This is a genomic window from Neobacillus sp. DHD-1R, assembly GCF_057747995.1.
Map to the genome: position 1 here is coordinate 1,430,850 of NZ_CM173232.1, position 18,868 is coordinate 1,449,717.

The 18,868-nt window shown below is 38.4% G+C and carries 17 protein-coding genes; 13 read left to right on the forward strand and 4 right to left on the reverse strand.

The genetic code is table 11. The features are described from left to right. Positions 1-116 precede the first annotated feature (116 nt). Complete coding sequence (locus AC3ANL_RS06810; protein ID WP_488328478.1) at positions 117-752, forward strand: phosphatase PAP2 family protein; 636 nt, start codon at positions 117-119, stop codon at positions 750-752. Positions 753-967: 215 nt separating this feature from the next. Here AC3ANL_RS06810 and AC3ANL_RS06815 read toward each other — a convergent pair whose 3' ends face one another. Together AC3ANL_RS06815 and AC3ANL_RS06820 are read right to left on the reverse strand one after the other, a co-directional pair. Further along, positions 968-2,365, reverse strand: a complete 1,398-nt coding sequence (locus AC3ANL_RS06815) for a hypothetical protein (protein WP_488328479.1) — start codon at positions 2,363-2,365, stop codon at positions 968-970. Positions 2,366-2,502: 137 nt separating this feature from the next. Further along, positions 2,503-3,000: an antibiotic biosynthesis monooxygenase family protein gene (locus tag AC3ANL_RS06820; protein WP_488328480.1), complete on the reverse strand. Its 498-nt coding sequence runs from the start codon at positions 2,998-3,000 to the stop codon at positions 2,503-2,505. A gap of 257 nt (positions 3,001-3,257) precedes the next feature. Between AC3ANL_RS06820 and hemE the strand changes: the two genes are divergently transcribed. The 8 genes from hemE to AC3ANL_RS06860 all read left to right on the forward strand — a co-directional run bounded on the left by hemE (position 3,258) and on the right by AC3ANL_RS06860 (position 14,730). After that, positions 3,258-4,304 (forward strand): uroporphyrinogen decarboxylase, encoded by a 1,047-nt coding sequence (gene hemE / locus AC3ANL_RS06825; RefSeq protein WP_488328481.1) that lies wholly within the window; start codon positions 3,258-3,260, stop codon positions 4,302-4,304. A gap of 363 nt (positions 4,305-4,667) precedes the next feature. Continuing rightward, positions 4,668-5,600, forward strand: a complete 933-nt coding sequence (gene hemH / locus AC3ANL_RS06830; RefSeq protein WP_488328482.1) for a ferrochelatase — start codon at positions 4,668-4,670, stop codon at positions 5,598-5,600. Between the two features lie 37 nt (positions 5,601-5,637). Continuing rightward, a complete protein-coding gene (hemY, locus tag AC3ANL_RS06835; protein WP_488328483.1) occupies positions 5,638-7,080 on the forward strand; it encodes a protoporphyrinogen oxidase in 1,443 nt (480 codons plus the stop codon). 204 nt (positions 7,081-7,284) lie between these two features. After that, positions 7,285-9,660 (forward strand): YhgE/Pip family protein, encoded by a 2,376-nt coding sequence (locus tag AC3ANL_RS06840; RefSeq protein WP_488328484.1) that lies wholly within the window; start codon positions 7,285-7,287, stop codon positions 9,658-9,660. 114 nt (positions 9,661-9,774) lie between these two features. Then, on the forward strand, positions 9,775-10,509 hold the full coding sequence (locus tag AC3ANL_RS06845) for an MBL fold metallo-hydrolase (protein ID WP_488328485.1): 735 nt from the start codon (positions 9,775-9,777) through the stop codon (positions 10,507-10,509). A 16-nt stretch (positions 10,510-10,525) separates the two neighbouring features. Further along, entirely contained in the window at positions 10,526-11,515 is a 990-nt protein-coding gene (gene lplA / locus AC3ANL_RS06850) for a lipoate--protein ligase (RefSeq protein ID WP_488329676.1), read from the forward strand. Positions 11,516-11,670: 155 nt separating this feature from the next. Further along, positions 11,671-13,233 carry a fatty acid--CoA ligase family protein gene (locus tag AC3ANL_RS06855; protein ID WP_488328486.1) on the forward strand — a complete coding sequence of 521 codons (1,563 nt, stop codon included), beginning with the start codon at positions 11,671-11,673 and terminating at the stop codon, positions 13,231-13,233. Between the two features lie 225 nt (positions 13,234-13,458). After that, positions 13,459-14,730, forward strand: a complete 1,272-nt coding sequence (locus tag AC3ANL_RS06860; protein ID WP_488328487.1) for a M48 family metallopeptidase — start codon at positions 13,459-13,461, stop codon at positions 14,728-14,730. Between the two features lie 273 nt (positions 14,731-15,003). Here AC3ANL_RS06860 and AC3ANL_RS06865 read toward each other — a convergent pair whose 3' ends face one another. Further along, positions 15,004-15,240: an IDEAL domain-containing protein gene (locus AC3ANL_RS06865; RefSeq protein WP_488328488.1), complete on the reverse strand. Its 237-nt coding sequence runs from the start codon at positions 15,238-15,240 to the stop codon at positions 15,004-15,006. 196 nt (positions 15,241-15,436) lie between these two features. Here AC3ANL_RS06865 and AC3ANL_RS06870 point away from each other — a divergent pair, with 196 nt between their 5' ends. Further along, on the forward strand, positions 15,437-15,997 hold the full coding sequence (locus tag AC3ANL_RS06870; protein WP_488328489.1) for a competence protein ComK: 561 nt from the start codon (positions 15,437-15,439) through the stop codon (positions 15,995-15,997). Between the two features lie 13 nt (positions 15,998-16,010). Here the strand turns inward: AC3ANL_RS06870 and AC3ANL_RS06875 are convergent, their stop codons facing one another. Beyond that, a complete protein-coding gene (locus AC3ANL_RS06875) occupies positions 16,011-16,382 on the reverse strand; it encodes a YhjD family protein (protein ID WP_488328490.1) in 372 nt (123 codons plus the stop codon). A 269-nt stretch (positions 16,383-16,651) separates the two neighbouring features. Between AC3ANL_RS06875 and AC3ANL_RS06880 the strand changes: the two genes are divergently transcribed. Genes AC3ANL_RS06880 through lepB form a run of 3 tightly spaced genes read left to right on the forward strand, consistent with a single transcriptional unit; the run spans position 16,652 to position 18,835 of the window. Beyond that, complete coding sequence (locus AC3ANL_RS06880; RefSeq protein ID WP_488328491.1) at positions 16,652-17,593, forward strand: LCP family protein; 942 nt, start codon at positions 16,652-16,654, stop codon at positions 17,591-17,593. Positions 17,594-17,625: 32 nt separating this feature from the next. After that, positions 17,626-18,291, forward strand: coding sequence for a TVP38/TMEM64 family protein (locus AC3ANL_RS06885; protein WP_488328492.1), 666 nt, complete (start codon positions 17,626-17,628; stop codon positions 18,289-18,291). Further along, the gene (lepB, locus tag AC3ANL_RS06890) at positions 18,281-18,835 is read left to right on the forward strand and encodes a signal peptidase I (RefSeq protein WP_488328493.1); all 555 of its coding nucleotides are present in this window, start codon (positions 18,281-18,283) and stop codon (positions 18,833-18,835) included. The genes AC3ANL_RS06885 and lepB overlap by 11 nt, the downstream gene beginning before the upstream one ends. Positions 18,836-18,868: the final 33 nt, after the last annotated feature.

Consider the following 18,868-nt stretch of genomic DNA (forward strand, 5'->3'; position numbering starts at 1 on the left):
AAGAATGCATTTTCAAACTATTTTAACACTTTGATACTATTATATAGATTTTTAAAGTGAATTTCTTTATACTTTTAAAGGATTTTAAATAGAAAAAGTGTGAAAGGGTTAGGGGAATGAAGGTAATAAACAAACAAAAGTTTTCTTTTATTTTTTTTATGGTGGCAGTAATACTTGCATGCATTACATCTTTTAAAGTAGCAGTCGACAGTCATTTTTGGATAGACGATCAGGTGGCTGGCTTGTTTTCACACGTCCCTGATTCAATCATACCATTTTTTATTCAAGTAACAGAGTTAGGCGATAAAAAAGGAATTGGAATTGTGGCCCTTCTCATGCTTATGTGGCTGTTGTTAAAGAAGCGAAATTATGTTGGATCAGCTGTATTGGCCCTGTCTGTTGCTCTTGGTAATGAGGTTAGTAAGCTATTGAAGGATCTTTTTGTCCGTCCAAGACCGGATCTTGAGTATTTAGTCCATGTTAAAAGCTACAGTTATCCAAGCGGGCATGCAATGGTAGGTATGGTTGTTTATTTTATGATTGCCTATCTATTAATAGAGGAGAACCATTCCAAAATGGTAAAAATCATCATTGGGAGTCTTGCAGCCCTTATACTGCTGCTCATTGGAGCAAGCCGGATTATACTACATGTCCATTATCCAACGGATGTCGTTGGGGGCTATACATTAGGATTCATATGGGTATCGATTTGGATCTTCCTATACACGTACTTTAAGCGAAGGTTTAAATAGAAGGCGGCCGACAAAGTCGGCCGCTTTTTAGTATATTAGTTTTTATAAGTTTTGGCTTCGAGAATTGTCCAGCTCCAGTGCCCTAGCGGCTAGTGTCCTTCGCTCTCCGCCCTACGATAAGTCAACATCGAATCGCCTCCGGCTCTTCGTGTTTCCTTTATTTCAGTTGGAGCGCTCCAGGCCATACGCCGCTGACCAGGGCACTTGCGCTTTTCTTATATCAAAAACATCGCAACGATGGTGGTTACAACTAGGCCGATAAATACGGGAACTAGGTTTCGTCTGGCTAGTTCGAACGGATCGACATTACAAATCGCTGCAGCAGGAATTAAGGCCCAAGGGATAAGTGTTCCACCGCCAACCCAGATAGCGGCAATTTGACCAAGTGCCGTTAGTGTAGCGGCACCTTTCCCGATAGCAACAGCGAATAAACTTGCTATAGATCCTGCAAGTGAAATTCCAGAGAATCCGGAACCATCCAAGCCTGTTATAGCACCGACTGTTGTCAATGTAATGGCTCCCACCTGTTTACTTAATGGAACGATACTGGCAAGTGCAATACCCAAATCATTAACGATTCCTTGTGAGGCTTTCGGTAAGAAATCACCAATGATTTTTGTGAAACCGCTATCACCCAAATAGAAGAATGCTGCAATCGGTATAACAGGGCCAAATACTTTAAAACCAAATTGGAAGCCTTCAATTAAATATTGAGTTGTTTTTTCAAGACCTTTGTTTTTGTGACTGGTTAAGGTGATTAATAGAAGAATTAAAATAGAAGTTCCGCCGACTAAAGCAGTGGCATCTCCACCGGCTAAATTGAGGATTGACATGGCAGCAACATCAGCGGCAAATAATAGTGGAACCAATATCGCGAAGAAACGTTTTTGTTTGAGCGATAATAGGGCAGGTTTATCACTTTCTTCAACAGGTAAATCTGTCAGGATATCGGACGGGGTTTTTAAAATGCCTCGTTTCATATCTCTTTTTAAAAAGTAGAAGGCCGTAATCGTTGTAACTAAACCCATCACAAAAACTAACGGGATGCTCGCATTTATAACATCTTGAATCGGAAGTCCAGCCGCATCTGCGGTAAGCTTTGGTGCAGCTTGAATAACATAGTCTCCTGATAAGGCAATTCCGTGTCCGAACAAGTTCATCGCCATTGCAACTCCAAGTGCGGGCAAACCTGCTCGTAATGCAACGGGTAGAAGGACGGCGCCAAGCAGGGCAACAGCCGGAGATGGCCAAAAGAACCAAGAAATGACCATCATCAGGATCCCAATTGTCCAATAGGCAAGTGTAGGATTACGAATTAGTTTCCGAAATGGTGAAATCATGACGTCGTTAATCCCTGTAGTGGTTAAAGTATGACTCATCGCAACAATGATGGAAATAACGAGTATAGTCGATAATAATTCTGTAATGGCATAGCTAAAACTAGTAAAAATACTACTGATGGAATGACTTAAGCTGCCAGTCGCGGTGAGGGCAATTAAGAAGATTCCAATAATACAAACAATGGTTGTGTCCCTTCTCATTACCATAAATCCGATAATCAAAACAATAAAGGTCACATATATCCAATGAAGAGCTGTAAGCTCAATAAGCATTCATTTTCCCCCCTTTCTACATCCATAGGCTATTGCCCTATGGATGTAATACAGAATATGAAAATCGCATCAAGTGGTGAGGGGAAAGAAAGAAAAATTTTCTTGAAAATAAAGCTCTGTTAAATGGTATTTGGACTCTATGTCGTAATCGTGTATGTGCTTACATAAGGTGCACTTGCCAAAATGTGGGGCTGCCCACTTACTCCGGTCCCTTTGTTAAAAGCTGTTCCAAAATATGAATCTGATGATTGCCATGTTTGATAATAGGTTTCATTTTGCCAAACAGTCAGGATGACATAGGTATTGGATGATAGGGGGCGCAGCAGTCTAAATGAGATAAAACCAGGTTGGTTCTCGATAAGGGGTGCTTGATCTTTTAATTGATATTCAATTAATGGTCTGCCTTCATCCGTCACAGGGATGTTTTCCATAACAACAAAACCCTCTTTTTGAATTTCACCAACCGGTGCTAACACTTCGTACTTACGTGGTTCTTTAAATTCGGTGCTGCCACTGGTTTCATGGAGTAATATTGCTCCATTCTCATTAACCATTGTCACCATTACTTCATTAGGATACTTGCTTTCAATGCGCTTTAAAAAGTCGAACGTCCCTGTGGTGAGATAAACATTCATTTTTTAGTCTCCTTTTTTCTAGATTACTAACTGGTTTACCCTTTTAAGAACAGAGTATGCTTTTGGTTAATATCACCAAAGGAATAGTTAGAAAAACGACTTTTTTTTGACAGTTATTATCGTTATCTATACACAAATAGGATTAATCGTTATAGTGAAGACAGTCTTTATATACTTTGAATCCCAAAAGTTTTTATATTTTTGTTCTATATATTAAAATGGAAAACAGACATGTCTTTGAAAGGATGACTTTATTCATGACCAAACAGTTTAATGAAACATTATTAAAAGCAGCAAGAGGTGAGAAGACGGATCATGTACCTGTGTGGTATATGCGTCAAGCAGGCCGTTCTCAACCAGAGTACAGAGAGATTAAAGAAAAGTATTCCTTATTTGAAATTACTCATCAACCTGAGCTATGTGCTTACGTTACAAGGCTCCCAGTTGAACAATATAACGTCGATGCAGCCATTCTATATAAAGATATTATGACACCACTGCCCGCAATTGGCATGCAAGTTGAAATCAAGGGTGGGATTGGTCCTGTCATTGACAACCCAATCCGTTCCTTAGCAGATGTTGAAAAACTTGGTGAAATACATCCAGAAGACGATGTGCCATATGTATTGGATACCATAAAATTATTAACACAAGAGCAATTATCTGTGCCATTAATTGGATTTTCAGGTGCGCCCTTTACATTAGCCAGCTATATGATTGAAGGCGGCCCATCTAAAAACTACAATAAGACAAAAGCGTTCATGTATACTGAGCCAAAGGCCTGGTTTGCCCTGATGGAAAAGCTTGGCGATATGATCATTACATACGTAAAGTCGCAAATAAAAGCGGGTGCAAAGGCCATCCAGATTTTTGATTCATGGGTTGGAGCATTAAATGTGGAAGACTACCGTATCTTTATCAAACCAGTCATGAATCGCATCTTTGTTTCATTAAAAGAAGAAAATGTTCCGTTGATCATGTTTGGGGTGGGGGCAAGTCATCTTGCTTTGGAATGGAACGATCTTCCACTTGATGTTGTGGGCTTGGACTGGCGTCTGCCGATTAGCCAAGCGAGAGAAATGGGGATTCATAAAACCGTACAAGGTAATCTAGACCCAGCCATATTATTAGCTCCTTGGGAAGTTATTGAGGAAAGGGCAAAAGCTATTTTAGATCAAGGAATGGCACAAGACGGGTATATCTTTAATTTGGGTCATGGTGTATTCCCATCTGTTAATCCGGAGACATTAAAAAGATTAGCATCCTTTATTCACGAGTATTCTGCATCTAAATTAAGTCGCTAATTTCTTATTATAGAAGAATTTATAAGTATTGGCTTCGAGAATTGTCCAGCTCCAGTGCCCTAGCGGCTAGTGTCCTTCGCTCTCCGCCCTACGATAAGTCAACATCGAATCGCCTCCGGCTCTTCGTGTTTCCTTTATCTCAGTTGCAGCACTCCAGGTCATACGCCGCTGACCAGGGCACTTGCGCTTTTCTTTTTAAAAGAACTTAAAATTGGAAAGACGGCAAATTATTTGGCACAATAGAATGAGCTGATTTTTACAGGGGAATTAAGATCTTTACAAAGTTTACTGCCTGGAGACTTAATGCCCCTTGTCCTTTCGTAAAGACTAGCAAATGCAAAAGACTTAGATGAGGTGCAAAATATGACAAAAAAGAAAATGGGTCTATTAGTTATGGCATATGGTACACCCTATTCATTAGATGATTTGGAAGGATATTATACACATATCCGCCATGGCAGGAAGCCGACCCCTGAAATGATAGAGGATCTACGCAATCGGTATGAAGCAATTGGCGGAATATCACCATTAGCCAAAATCACATCTGATCAAGCGGAAAAGCTAGAAAAATATTTAAATGAAATTCAAGATGAAATTGAATTTAAAATGTATCTAGGTTTAAAACATATAAAACCGTTTATTGAAGATGCGGTAAAGAATATGTATGAAGATGGCATTGAAGAGGCTGTAAGTATCGTTCTTGCTCCACATTTCTCAACCTTTAGTGTAAAATCTTATAATGGCAGAGCAGTGGAAGAAGCTGAAAAATTAGGCGGACTTAAAATCAGAACGATCGAGAGTTGGTATCAGGAACCAAAATTCATTAACTATTGGGCGGACAAAATCAAACAAATTTTCGATCAAATGCCAGAAGAGGAAAGGGAGCAAGCAATATTGATTGTTTCGGCACACAGCCTTCCAGAGAAAATCCTCCAATATGGCGATCCCTATCCTAATCAACTTCAAGAAACAGCTGATTTAATTGCAGATCAGGCTGGTATTAAAAATTATACAGTTGGCTGGCAAAGTGCTGGTAATACTCCAGAGCCTTGGATCGGTCCTGACGTCCAAGATCTAACGAGGGACTTGTTTAATAAGGATCATTATAAAGCATTTGTGTATGCACCTGTAGGGTTTGTATGTGACCATCTTGAGGTACTATTTGATAATGATGTTGAGTGCAAAACTGTAACCAATCAATTGGGTGTTAGCTATTACCGCCCTGAAATGCCAAATGCTAAGGAAGAATTTATTGATTGTTTGTCTGACGTGATCCTTAAGCGTTTATCGAAATAAGTAACTGATAGGAAATTATAGGAAGTAGGTGATATCCGTGGCTGAGGATATACATAAAGTTGTCATTGTTGGGGGAGGAATAGCCGGTCTCACTTCAACTTTCTATCTTCAAAAAATAGTCCAAGAGCAAAACCTTCCAATCCAAATTCAACTCATTGAAGCATCACGCCGTCTCGGTGGTAAGCTACAAACCGTCATAAGGGATGGATTTACGATTGAGAGGGGACCGGATTCCTTTTTAGCTAGAAAAACAAGTATGATACGACTGGCGAAAGAAGTGGGGATGGATGATAAACTAGTTCCTAATTCTACAGGTAAATCGTATGTTCTTGTAAATGAGAAACTACACTCCATGCCCGGTGGTTCGATTATGGGAATTCCAACAGAAATAGGTCCATTTTTAACAACAAATCTATTTTCTATTCCCGGTAAACTAAGAGCTGCGGCAGATTTCATTCTGCCTAGATCAGAAAGCGGAAAAGACCAATCATTAGGAGAATTTTTCAGAAGAAGGTTAGGCGACGAGGTCGTTGAAAATTTAATTGAACCATTATTATCTGGCATTTACGCAGGTGATATTGATCAATTAAGCCTTATGTCTACTTTTCCGCAATTTTACGAGGTGGAGCAAAAATACAGAAGCCTGATCATAGGCATGAAAAAAACAGCCCCTTCTCAACCCAAGAAGTCTGAAAAAAAGGACTCGAAAAAAGGAGGGTTTTTAACCTTCAAAACAGGCCTCCAATCTTTTGCAGAAGCCATCGAAGCAAAAATAGAACCAAAGTCTATTTTAAAAGGGCATCGTGTCGACAAAGTTACCAAAACTGGTGATTCCTACGAGCTGTATCTCAATAATGGAGAAACGATCAAGGCTGATAGTATTATTGCCGCTACTCCTCATAAGGTAACCCAAACCATGTTCTCCGACTACAGCTTTTTTGATCCATTTAAATCAGTACCCTCCACGTCAGTTGCAACGGTAGCAATGGCCTTTCCAAAGGAAGCCATAAAGAGGGATATTGACGGAACCGGATTCGTAGTTTCGAGAAACGGTGATTACTCGATTACTGCCTGTACGTGGACTCATAAAAAGTGGGAACATTCTACGCCGGAAGGGAAAGTACTCCTTCGTTGTTATGTCGGCAGGGCGGGCGATGAAACAATTGTAGACTTGTCAGATGATCAAATTATTAAAATCGTTCTCGATGATTTAAAAAAGACAATGGATATTACGATGAATCCTGACTTTGCGATTGTATCTCGCTGGAAAAATTCCATGCCCCAATACACGGTTGGCCATAAGCAGCGATTAGAAACGATTTTAAATCATGTAAAGGCAGAATTGCCAGGCGTATTTCTAGCTGGCGCATCCTATGGTGGTGTCGGAGTTCCTGATTGTATCGATCAAGGAGAAGCCGCTGTTCAGGACGTTTTAGATTACTTAAAAATGAAGAATATTGAAAAAGAAGCTGTTGAGTGATGCAGCTTCTTTTTTTATTGCCAATTTATAAATTAGGATGTATACTCTTAAAGTAATTAATGACCAAAATGTTCATTTAGTCAATTGTTCATGTTTTGATAGTTGGATATAGATAAGGATTATCTAAAGGGATAATCTTTATTTTTAGCAACAAAATGACCAAATGAATAAAATGGTCAATTTCTAAAAAGGAGGTCATCAGAGGTGAAAAACATCTTATTAAAGGAAGAACTCTTGGCAATCTTTAAAAATAAGAAAATCCTAATCCCGATCATTGCTGTTATGTTTGTTCCTGTTATGTATGCTGGAATGTTTTTATGGGCGTTCTGGGATCCATATGACAAGCTTGACGAGCTGCCGGTTGCAGTGGTGAATAATGATGCAGGCGCGACACTTGATGGGAATCACCTTAAGATTGGTGATGATTTGGTTTCTAAACTAAAGAAAAGTAAGGATTTTGATTTTGATTTCGTGGATAAGAAAGAGGGATATCAAAAGTTAAAAGATCAAAAATATTACATGGTAATCGAAATTCCAAAGGATTTTTCCAAAAATGCGACCACTTTATTGGATGAAAACCCCAAAAAATTGGAGTTAATTTATACACCAAATGAAAGCTTTAACTTCCTATCAGCACAAATCGGCGGTACCGCAGTGGAAAAAATTAAAACTGCAGTTGCTGAAAAGGTAACTGAGACTTATGCGGAAACGATGTTTGAAAAAATAACCGAACTTGCAGATGGCGTTGTAAAAGCAAGTGACGGTGCTGGCCAATTGAGGAACGGGACAGTAGATTTAAAACAAGGTAGTGAGGATTTAAATAACGGGCTGGCAACTCTCGCTGAAAAGTCCATTGAATTTAATAATGGGATGAAGTCTGCCGATGCCGGTTCGAATAAGCTTGCTTCAGGATCAAAGGAGATCTATAACGGGCTTGAAACCTTAGCTGAGAAATCAATTGAATTCGATAAAGGATTGGAAGCCGCCAATTCAGGTTCACAAGCGATTGCATCAGGTTCAACTGAACTGAAAAACGGATTGGCAAAAGCGGATGCTAGTATTCCCCAGCTTATTGCAGGAACAAATGAGGTATATGCTGGTGCTGAACAATTAAAACGTGACCTTCCTGCTGGAATTGCCGCTGGAGTTGAGAAAGAATTAGCGAGAAATGCAGGCGAACTAAACAGTGGCATTGATCAATTTCAGACTCAGTTAACCGGGATGCTAGCGGCACAAATCGCTGAGCAGACCATTCAGGAGCAAACTGGAAAAATGCAGGAGTTAGCTCAAACATTAATTAATAATAAAGTAGACCCAGCGCTAGTCCAAGCGATCATGGTTAACGAGCAAAAAAATGCACCAACCAAAGAACAATTACAACAACAAATTGCATCTGAGCTAAGTCCTAAACTTGATGCAGGTTTTAGTCAATTTAAATCCGGAGTTAATGGAAAATTAGCCGAATCATCAAATGGATTGGAAGATAAAATTAAAGCACAAACAAACCCTTATTTTGATCAGTTGATTGCCGGTATTGGAAAAATCAATGGCGGTCAGCAGGTATTACAAAAAGGAATTCATGATTTATCTGTAGGTTCTGCAAAATTAACTACAGGTACCGTCAACTTATCAAATGGGATGAGTCAGTTATCAGATGGTGCCGATATACTAACCGCTGGTACTGGCCAATTAGCAGCAGGGTCTGGAAAGTTATCAAATGGTGCTTCAGACCTTACAGACGGGCTGAACCAATTAGCAGCAGGTTCTAATGCCATTACCTCTGGTGCAGGTCAGTTAGCAGACGGCTCTGAACAATTACAGGATGGTACCGCCAAGTTATCAGATGGTGCTAAAGAATTAGCTGACAAGCTTGCTGATGGAGCAAATGAAGCTTCTAAGGTTCATTCCGATGATAAGACCTATAATATGATAGCTGAGCCAGTCCAACTTGATAATGAAAAAATTAATCATGTACCAAACTATGGAACAGGTTTTGCCCCATACTTTCTTTCACTAGGATTGTTTGTCGGTGCACTTCTCTTGTCCATTGTGTTTCCAATGCGTGATACGGCTGCAGCACCATCCAGTGGATTTAACTGGTTTGCCAGCAAGTTTGCCATTATGGCTTGTGTTGGTGTGATTCAGGCCATACTCGCAGACGTGATTGTTCTTATGGGATTAGGACTTGAGGTTCAAAGTATCCCCAAATTTATCTTATTTTCAATTATTACAAGTTTAACCTTTTTAGCCTTAATTCAGCTTCTTGTTTCAGTGCTTGCTGATGTAGGGCGATTTATTGCGATAGTGATTCTTATTTTTCAATTAACAACAAGTGCCGGAACATTTCCGCTTGAATTAATTCCAAACTTTTTACAGCATTTTAATTCATTCCTGCCAATGACCTATTCTGTGCAGGGCTTTAAAGCTGTTATTTCAAGTGGTGACTATAGTTTCATGTGGCACAATATAGCTGTTCTTGTAGGGTTCATGCTTGTGTTTGCCCTTGGAACCCTATCCTATTTTACGATGAGACATAGACATCAAGTTAAACATCAACACCCAAATTTAGTCGGTGAATAAGAGTTACAAACCAGCCGTTCGTTTTTGGCTGGTTTTTTTGTTTCTTATTTCATGAAAAGAAATTTATTTTTGCGTATATTAAAGATAGGAAGATGAGAATGGGAGGAATAAAACATGAAACTAACCATTATAGGTCCTTGGGGCGGTTATCCAAAACGGAACGCAGCAAGTTCAGGATATTTACTTGAACACGATGGTTTTCAATTATTAATTGATTGTGGAAGTGGTGTGCTTTCAAAACTGCAAAATATCATTCAGCCTGAAGAACTAGATGCTGTCATCATTTCTCATTATCATCCTGATCATATTGCAGATATCGGCGTTTTGCAGCATGCACGGTTAATACAGGGGTTTTTGGATAAGGATTTTCCTACCCTTCCTATTTTTGGTCATCACTTTGATGAACAGGAATTTACTAAATTAACCTATAAAAACATTACAAAAGGGGTTGCATATGATCCCAATAGCCAACTTGCCGTAGGTCCATTTCAAGTTTCATTTTTGAAAACAAACCATCCAGTCCCATGCTATGCGATGAGAATAGAGGCTGATGGAAAGGCACTTGTCTATACGGCTGACAGTTCTTTTAAAGAAGAATTTATTGAGTTTAGCCGCAATGCTGATGTATTGCTATGTGAATGCAATTTTTACGGATATCAAAATGGTAAGTCCGCCGGACATATGAATAGTGTGGAAGCTGGCCAATTTGCCCAAAAAGCAGCTGTTAAACAATTAATTCTAACCCATCTTCCGCATTACGGAAACGTAGCTGATTTAATTACGGAGGCATCTGAACATTTTACTGGTATAATAAATCTTGCAGACGAATTTCAATCTATTTCACTATAAGAAGGAGTAGAATATGATGTTATTTATTGATAATAAAGGAATCCATGATCCCCGGATCAACCTAGCAATTGAAGAGTACGCCTTGAAAAATCTTGATATTAATGAGACGTATTTATTATTTTACATAAATGAGCCATCTATCATTATTGGGAAAAACCAAAATACGATTGAGGAAATTAATACAGAATATGTTGAAAGTAATGGTATTCACGTTGTTCGCAGATTGTCCGGCGGGGGAGCGGTTTACCATGATCTTGGAAATTTAAACTTTAGTTTTATTACGAAGGATGACGGGAATAGTTTTCATAATTTCCGCAAATTCACAGAGCCTGTCGTGGCAGCTTTGAAGAAACTAGGCGTTAATGCTGAGTTAAGTGGCAGAAATGATTTGGAAGTTGAAGGCAGGAAAATATCCGGAAATGCACAATTTTCAACAAAAGGAAGAATGTTTAGCCACGGTACATTAATGCTTAAATCAGAAATTGAAAATGTGGTTTCTGCGCTAAAAGTAAAAAAAGATAAGATTGAATCAAAGGGAATAAAATCGGTCCGCAGCCGGGTTGCTAATATTTCGGAGTTTTTAACCAATAAGATTGAAATGGATGAATTCCGATCATTATTATTAAAAAGCATTTTCGAAGAACAAGGGGAAATACCGGAATATGTGCTAACGGAAAATGATTGGGATAAGATTCATCAGCTTTCAAAGGAGCGCTATCAAAACTGGGAATGGAATTATGGAAAATCTCCTAAATTTAATTTACAGCACTCCCATCGGTTTCCTGCCGGTTCCATTGATGTCCGTTTAGAAGTAAATAAAGGAATGCTAGAAAACTGTAAGATTTATGGCGACTTTTTTGGCGTGGGCGATGTAAGTGATATCGAAAACAGGTTGAATGGCATTCGTTATGAAAAGAATGAAATTGAAAAAGCACTATTAGATGTTGATACCACTCATTATTTTGGAAATATATCAAAAGAAGAATTTATTAATTTAATTTATTAACATTGTGCGCGATTTCCTGTTTTCAGGGATCGCGTTTTTTAAATTATAATAATTTTGTATTATGGTTGAATACTTAAAATTCAAGCAATATAATATATTTAGAAAACTTTTATGAATAAATGAATGAGTATTCATTCATGGATGGGAGGAATATGATGAATTTATCTACGAAGTTACAGGAAACAGCGAAAAATTTCGCGGAAGAACCAGCTTATCATTTTATCGACCAAGTCATTACTTACGGAGAATTGGATGGAGCAATTACTAAGTTTGCATCAGGTCTTGAAAAAGTAGGAATTAAACAAGGGGATCATATTGCTTTATTACTGGGGAACTCTCCACACTTTGTAATCAGCATGTATGGGGCATTACGGCTTGGGGTAACCGTGATACCGATTAATCCAATCTACACTGCAGATGAAATTGGCTACATCCTTAATAATGGTGATGTAAAAGTAGTTGTCGCACTTGATTTAGCACTTCCATTAGTGGAGAAAATGCATCAACTTTTACCAAAGGTAGAGCACTACATTTTTTGTGAAACGAAGCCTGAGAGCATAAGTCGAACTGCGATTAAAAATCTTACTGTTTATCCTAAAATGAAATCGTTTACAGAAGTCATTGACGCTGGGGATTTATCTTTCCAAGGCCCAGAACTGCACGATGATGACACCGCAATTATTCTCTATACATCGGGAACAACCGGAAAGCCAAAGGGCGCCATGTTGACCCATAAGAATTTATACAGCAATGCTCAAGACGTTAGTGATTATTTAAAAATGAACAAAGATGACCGAATCGTAACAGTCCTTCCTATGTTCCATATTTTTTGCTTGACCGTAGCGTTAAACGCGCCGTTATTAAGTGGAGCAACCTTATTAATTGCACCAAGGTTTAGTCCAAAGGAAGTTTTTGGCTTAATAAAAGAGCAGAAGGCTACTGTGTTTGCCGGTGTACCGACAATGTATAATTTTCTCTATCAATTTCCGGAAGGGAATCCTGAAGACCTGAAATCATTGCGCTTATGCATTTCCGGAGGGGCATCACTTCCTGTTGCCTTACTTAAGAACTTTGAACAGAAATTTAATGTATTAATTTCTGAAGGATATGGATTATCAGAGGCATCCCCAGTGACTTGTTTTAACCCGCTCGACCGTCCACGCAAGCCTGGTTCTATTGGTACATCCGTTCTTCATGTCGAGAATAAGGTTGTTGATGAGCTTGGTGAAGAGGTACCTGTCGGTGGCATCGGAGAACTTATTGTCAAGGGGCCAAATGTAATGAAGGGCTATTATAAAATGCCGGAAGAAACGACTGCAGCGATTCGTAATGGCTGGCTTCATACTGGTGATATGGCAAGAATGGATGAGGACGGCTACTTTTATATTGTTGATCGGAAAAAGGACTTAATCCTTGTTGGCGGCTATAATGTCTATCCACGTGAAGTAGAAGAAGTCATTTATAATCACCCGGATGTGATCGAAGTGGCTGTTCTTGGTGTACCAGATCCTAATCAAGGAGAGGCGGTTAATGCCTATGTAGTTAGTAAAAATCCAGGGCTAACAGCAGAGCAAGTACGAGAATATTGTAAAGAGCATCTAGCAAAATATAAGATTCCGTCCACAATTGAGTTTATTGAAGAACTTCCAAAAAATACGACGGGCAAAATACTAAGACGTGCCCTTAAAGCACAGGTTACACAAGCTGGAGGAAAATAAGAAGAAAACAAAGGGTTAGCCCCTTGTCAGACATGCACATTAGAATTCTTGAACATGGTCCATAGCACCATGTTTTTTTTATTTCATTTTTATAGAAAATTTGCTAATAGTTATGTTTATATGATTCAAGTTTGGTTTGTCCTGTCTTTTTATTTTTATGGGTTCTAAATCTGTCCTTTTTAACTAAACTAGGTATAGAGGCTGTACAAAAAGGGGGACAAAATCATGGTAAGAAAAATGGGGGTCTATGCGGTTTTGGCCTTTTGTCTATATGGATTGTTTTTTTATTGGTATTTATTTTACTTTGCCGATACTGCTTTACCTTTTGAATATCAAGGCTCAAAGGCTGACCCGTCAACGTTTCTTAATGGAAGAGAACTAAGCTTGAGCGAGGAGTATTCAAAAATCAGGAACCTATTGTTTTTTTTATCAACTCCGTTTGAATGGCTTTTCTATTTTCTCATTCTATTATTTGGCTTTTCAAAGGCGTTTAAGCGCTGGGCAGATCATTCTTCAAAGTATAGGCTGCTGCAAATGGCAATTTATTTGATTTGGTTATCCTTTTTTGCATTCATAGCGACATTTCCTTTAAACTTTATTAGTTACTCTCTTTCAAAAACCTATCATATTTCCACGCAAACCTTCGCGTCTTGGATGAAGGATGAGTTAATAGACTATTGGATTAATTATGCAACATGGTTAATTATTGTACCCGTCTTATATTGGCTAATGAAGAAAAGCCAAAAGCGCTGGTGGCTTTATGGCTGGCTGTTATCCATTCCATTTACTTTGTTTATGATGTTCTTGCAGCCAGTGGTCATTGACCCATTATACAATGACTTTTATCCCTTGAAAAATCAGGAATTGGAAACGAAAATCTTGGCTCTCGCTGATAAGGCTGAAATACCGGCTCAGCATGTTTTTGAAGTGAATATGGCTGATAAAACTAACTCGTTAAATGCTTATGTTTCAGGTATTGGTTCTAATGCCAGAATAGTACTCTGGGATACGACCTTAAATCGGTTAAATGATAACCAAATACTTTTCATCATGGCCCATGAAATGTGTCATTATGTTGAAAAACATATTTATTTTGGAATTGCGGTCTACTTGATTATGTCACTACTGGGACTGTATTTAACCTATAGGTTAATGAACTGGGCAGTACGACGGTTTGGGAAGGAATTAAAAATAGAGGATGTAAGAAGTATTCGCTCACTTCCGTTATTTTTTATGATTCTGTCAATGCTTTTGTTTGCCGCCAGCCCGTTTACAAATCTAATATCCCGCTATGAGGAAACAAGAGCTGATAAATATGCTATTGAGATGACCAAAAACCCGGAAGCGGCCATTACTTCTTTTCAAGAATTAACTCGTTCCGGATTAAGTGAAGTGAACCCGCCGCTATTAGTGAAAATTTTTCGGTATACACATCCTTCTATGCTTGATCGGATTTCCGTACTCGAGGAATATGAAATTACCCATCGTCATCAATAAATGAAAAAGGATATCTCCAAAGGGTTTGACCCTTTGGAGATATCCCTTTTTGTACTTTAAGAATTTATAAGGTTTGGCTTCGAGAATTGTCCAGCTCCAGCGCCCTACCGGCTAGTGTCCTTCGCTCTCCGCCCTACGATAAGTCAAGCACGAATGCGCCTCCGGCTCTTCGTGTTTCCTTTATCTCAGTTGGAGCGCTCCAGGCCATACGCCGCTGACCAGGGCGCTTCCGCTTTTCTAATAAAAAACCGCCAAATGCGGCGGTTCAAAAGGTTAAGTTCCGAAACGTTTATTAATTTTTTTTAGCTCACTAGACAAATCATGAAATGTTTTTTTGTCCCGTTGGTCAATGGCCAAATCAATCCTTTTTAATAATTTTTCCTTTTCAATCGTTAACTGGATTTCAGACAAAAGCATGTCGATGTATAAATCCTGGACGAAGTTCTCTTTCATTCGAGCTCGCTTCATGGCACCAATTTTCATTAACTCTGTGTATGATTTTTCATTCATAAAAACCACCCCTGATGCTTTTTTTAATTATATGGAGTTTTTTTTATAATATCAATCTTATTTATAATTTTCTGACAACAATTTTTCTTGACAGACTAATTTGTGAATAAATTAGGAACAATTCAAAAAAATGAGGGTATAAAAAAGTAAAAGTGGTAAGATATGGTAGATTAAATATAAAAAGGAGTGAATGTTGTTGGCTGATAAGCAAATTGGTGAGTATATCGTAAATTCCTGTACGTTGTATATTAAACCGATGGAATATGGAAATAAAATCTATTCCCTCATTCGTGAAGTCGATGATGAACTACTGTGTCCTGTTAAGCCGATCAGTATTATCCAAAAAGGCTGCGCGTATTATGGTGTAGATTACGAGAGCAGAAGGAAAGGGACAAGACTATTAATTGATTACTCAAGAAAACTCCCCATAGTTATTGAACCAATTAGCAATATTTACGCTTTCTGTACGGCTTCACCAGACAATCCTAAGTGTATTTGGTTCTTCTTTGAACACATTAAGGATTATCGGCGAGTCTCAGCGAGTGAAACGCTGGTCATCTTCCGCAATAACCAATCTCACATCTTTCCGGTTTCCTATAATACGTTTAATTCCCAGATGCTAAGAACTTCTTACTTACAATTGAAGCTAATGCAAAGAGTAGAATATAACAAGAAAAAGTTATTTTATTTAATGCATGGACCAAAATCGTCAAAGGCCTCGGAAAGTATTGAATGCTATTTAAATGATTCGAACTAGTGGTTTCGTAAACCTAATTTTTATTTGGAGGAGTATTTTTTATTAAATAACCTTCCATTAATTCCTGGACTTTATTGCGAATCCTTGGATTAAAGTAATTATGGTTCTCTTCATAGCCTTTATATATAAACATGTACATCGTAAAAGCATCGTCCCGTTTTGTTTCAATAACTTGGAGCTTATTCTTTTTCATATAGTGCTTTACCTCAGCTAATTCCCGCTGTATTTCCTTCATTGTATCTTCAATTAAATTCAAATAAGGTTTTTTTAATTTAAAGGGGCTATTTTCCACAACGGCTAAATCTCGGTTTAAGATAATGAGAACCATCGGTAAGTAAATCGCCTTTTCCATTATGTCCCGGTCCTTCTCTGGAATTCTTGTCATGATACCATCATCTTCCTTTTATTATTATCGAACAAACGTTCCTCTTTATTTTACAAAAAAGGAACAACAAAAGCAATAGAGCATGAAATTGAAAAAGCTCGTCAAATGGCGAGCTTTCTTTGTTGCAAAATAACGATAAGGTATGAGAAAGTTTTTATTAATAGAAGGATATTTGATAGGGAAAAATGAATTAAATGAGGAAACCTAATTAAAGAAAATACAGTCATATATAGTTGAGACTAAAAACATGGACGAATGGGTGATAAAACATGAGAGCTGATAGACATCATAAAAAGAAAAAGAGAAGATGGCCGTCCATTTTGCTTTTACTTGTGGTACTGTTCGCTGCAGTGGTAGGTTATGCATATTTTCAATATAAACAAGGAGTTAATCAATCATTAAAGAAATTAGTTAAGGATAATAAAGAAACAAATGTTGTCTATGCCTTTGAAGGACAAAAGGATCAATATGGCGACACTAATGTTCTATTGCTGGGAAGTGATGCGAGGGGAAAGGAACAGTCCCGTGCCGACACCATTATGATAGCCCATTATAATGAAGACAAAGGGACCTTCAAATTAACTTCGATTATGAGGGACAGCTATGTGGAAATCCCTGGGCACGGCAAGCATAAGATTAATTCAGCTTTCGCACGAGGGGGCCCTGAATTAATGCGGCAGACCATTAAAGAGAACTTTGATATTGATTTACAATACTACGCCATCGTTGATTTTCAAGGTTTTGTTCAACTGATTGATGAAGCATTTCCAAACGGTGTAGAGATAGATGTAGAGAAAAGAATGGAAAAAAATATTTATATGACGATCGAACCAGGACTGCAAAGGCTGAATGGTACGCAGATGCTTGGGTATGTCCGCTTCCGTCATGATGCTATGTCCGACTTCGGCAGGGTTGAACGACAACAGAAAGCAGTTAATGCGATTAGGGATCAATTGAGTGGTTTTCAAACTATCGCCAAGCTCCCCAAACTTATTGGTGTTGTCAGTCCCTATGTTAATACAAACATGAGCACTTCAGATTTGATCTTTATGGGAAAGGATTTCCTTTCCGATAAACGCGGGACCATGGAAACGTTCCGAATTCCCATTGAAAATAGCTTTACGGAGCCAACAATAAAAGGAGAAGGAGCCGTTCTAGATATCGATGTCGATAAAAATAGGGAGGCACTCCATCAATTTATTACAAAATAAAAACAGAGAAATAATATAAAGGAGAAAGCGGGATGGATTTGGAATCATTGAAAGCTTGGTTTACACTTGAACATGTTATGAGACTCATCCAAGAATATCGAGCACTTGGACCCCTCCCAGGCATATTGTTAATTATCATTGAAGCATTTTTGCCGTTTCTTCCTTTGTTTGTATTTGTCATGGCAAATGCCAGTGCCTTTGGACTTTGGTTAGGATTTTTATATTCATGGCTTGGGGCCTGTATCGGGGCCGGCCTTGTTTTTTGGCTAATTAGAAGGTATGGGCAAGAACGGTTATTATCTTTTTTGCCCAAGCACCCAAAGGTTCTCAAGCTAATGGATTGGGTGGACCGTCATGGGTTTGGCCCCCTTTTTTTACTATTATGTTTTCCATTCACTCCATCGGCAGTTGTAAACATTGTCGCTGGTCTTTCAAAAATCAAATTTGCCCAATATATGCTGGCAGTATGTATCGGAAAAATGGTGATGATTTTTACGATTAGCTTTATCGGCTATGATCTCCATTCATTGATAACAAAACCATTTCGAACAGCCATTGTTTTGCTTGTTATTTTTATTCTTTGGTTTGTAGGAAAAAGAATTGAAGTAAGAATGAATAAGCGTATGGAAAATGACCATAATGGTGAAATAGATAGACATACAGAGAAGGAGAAATGGAGGAGCTTCAATGAAGATTGAGTGGAAAAAAGAAGGGTTGGAATGGGTTAAGGCATTTGCCATTGGAATCATTATCTTTGCTTTTATTCGTACATTTTTCTTTTCTAATTATATTGTCGAAGGCGAATCAATGATGCCGACTCTTCAGGATGGGAATAAGCTCGTTGTCAATAAGCTTGGGTACCAAGTGGGAGAGTTGAATCGATTTGATGTCATTGTATTTCATGCCAATGCTAAAGAAGATTTTGTAAAGCGTATTATCGGCCTCCCCGGTGATAAAATTGAATATCGGGAAGATCAGTTATATATTAATGGACAGAAATTTGAGGAGCCGTTTTTAGACGTTTATAAGCGGAAATCGCCAGGAATGAAAATAACCGGAGATTTTAGTTTGAAGGAAATTACCGGTGAAAATACTGTTCCGGAAGGAAAATTATTTGTGCTCGGTGATAATCGATTAGGGAGTTGGGATAGCCGACAATTCGGATTCATCTCTGCTAGTCAAGTAGTGGGCAAAGTAGATTTACGCTATTGGCCATTAAATGAAATGGATGTACATTTTTAATTATGTTCCGTTAACAGAGGATGTCGTACAAGG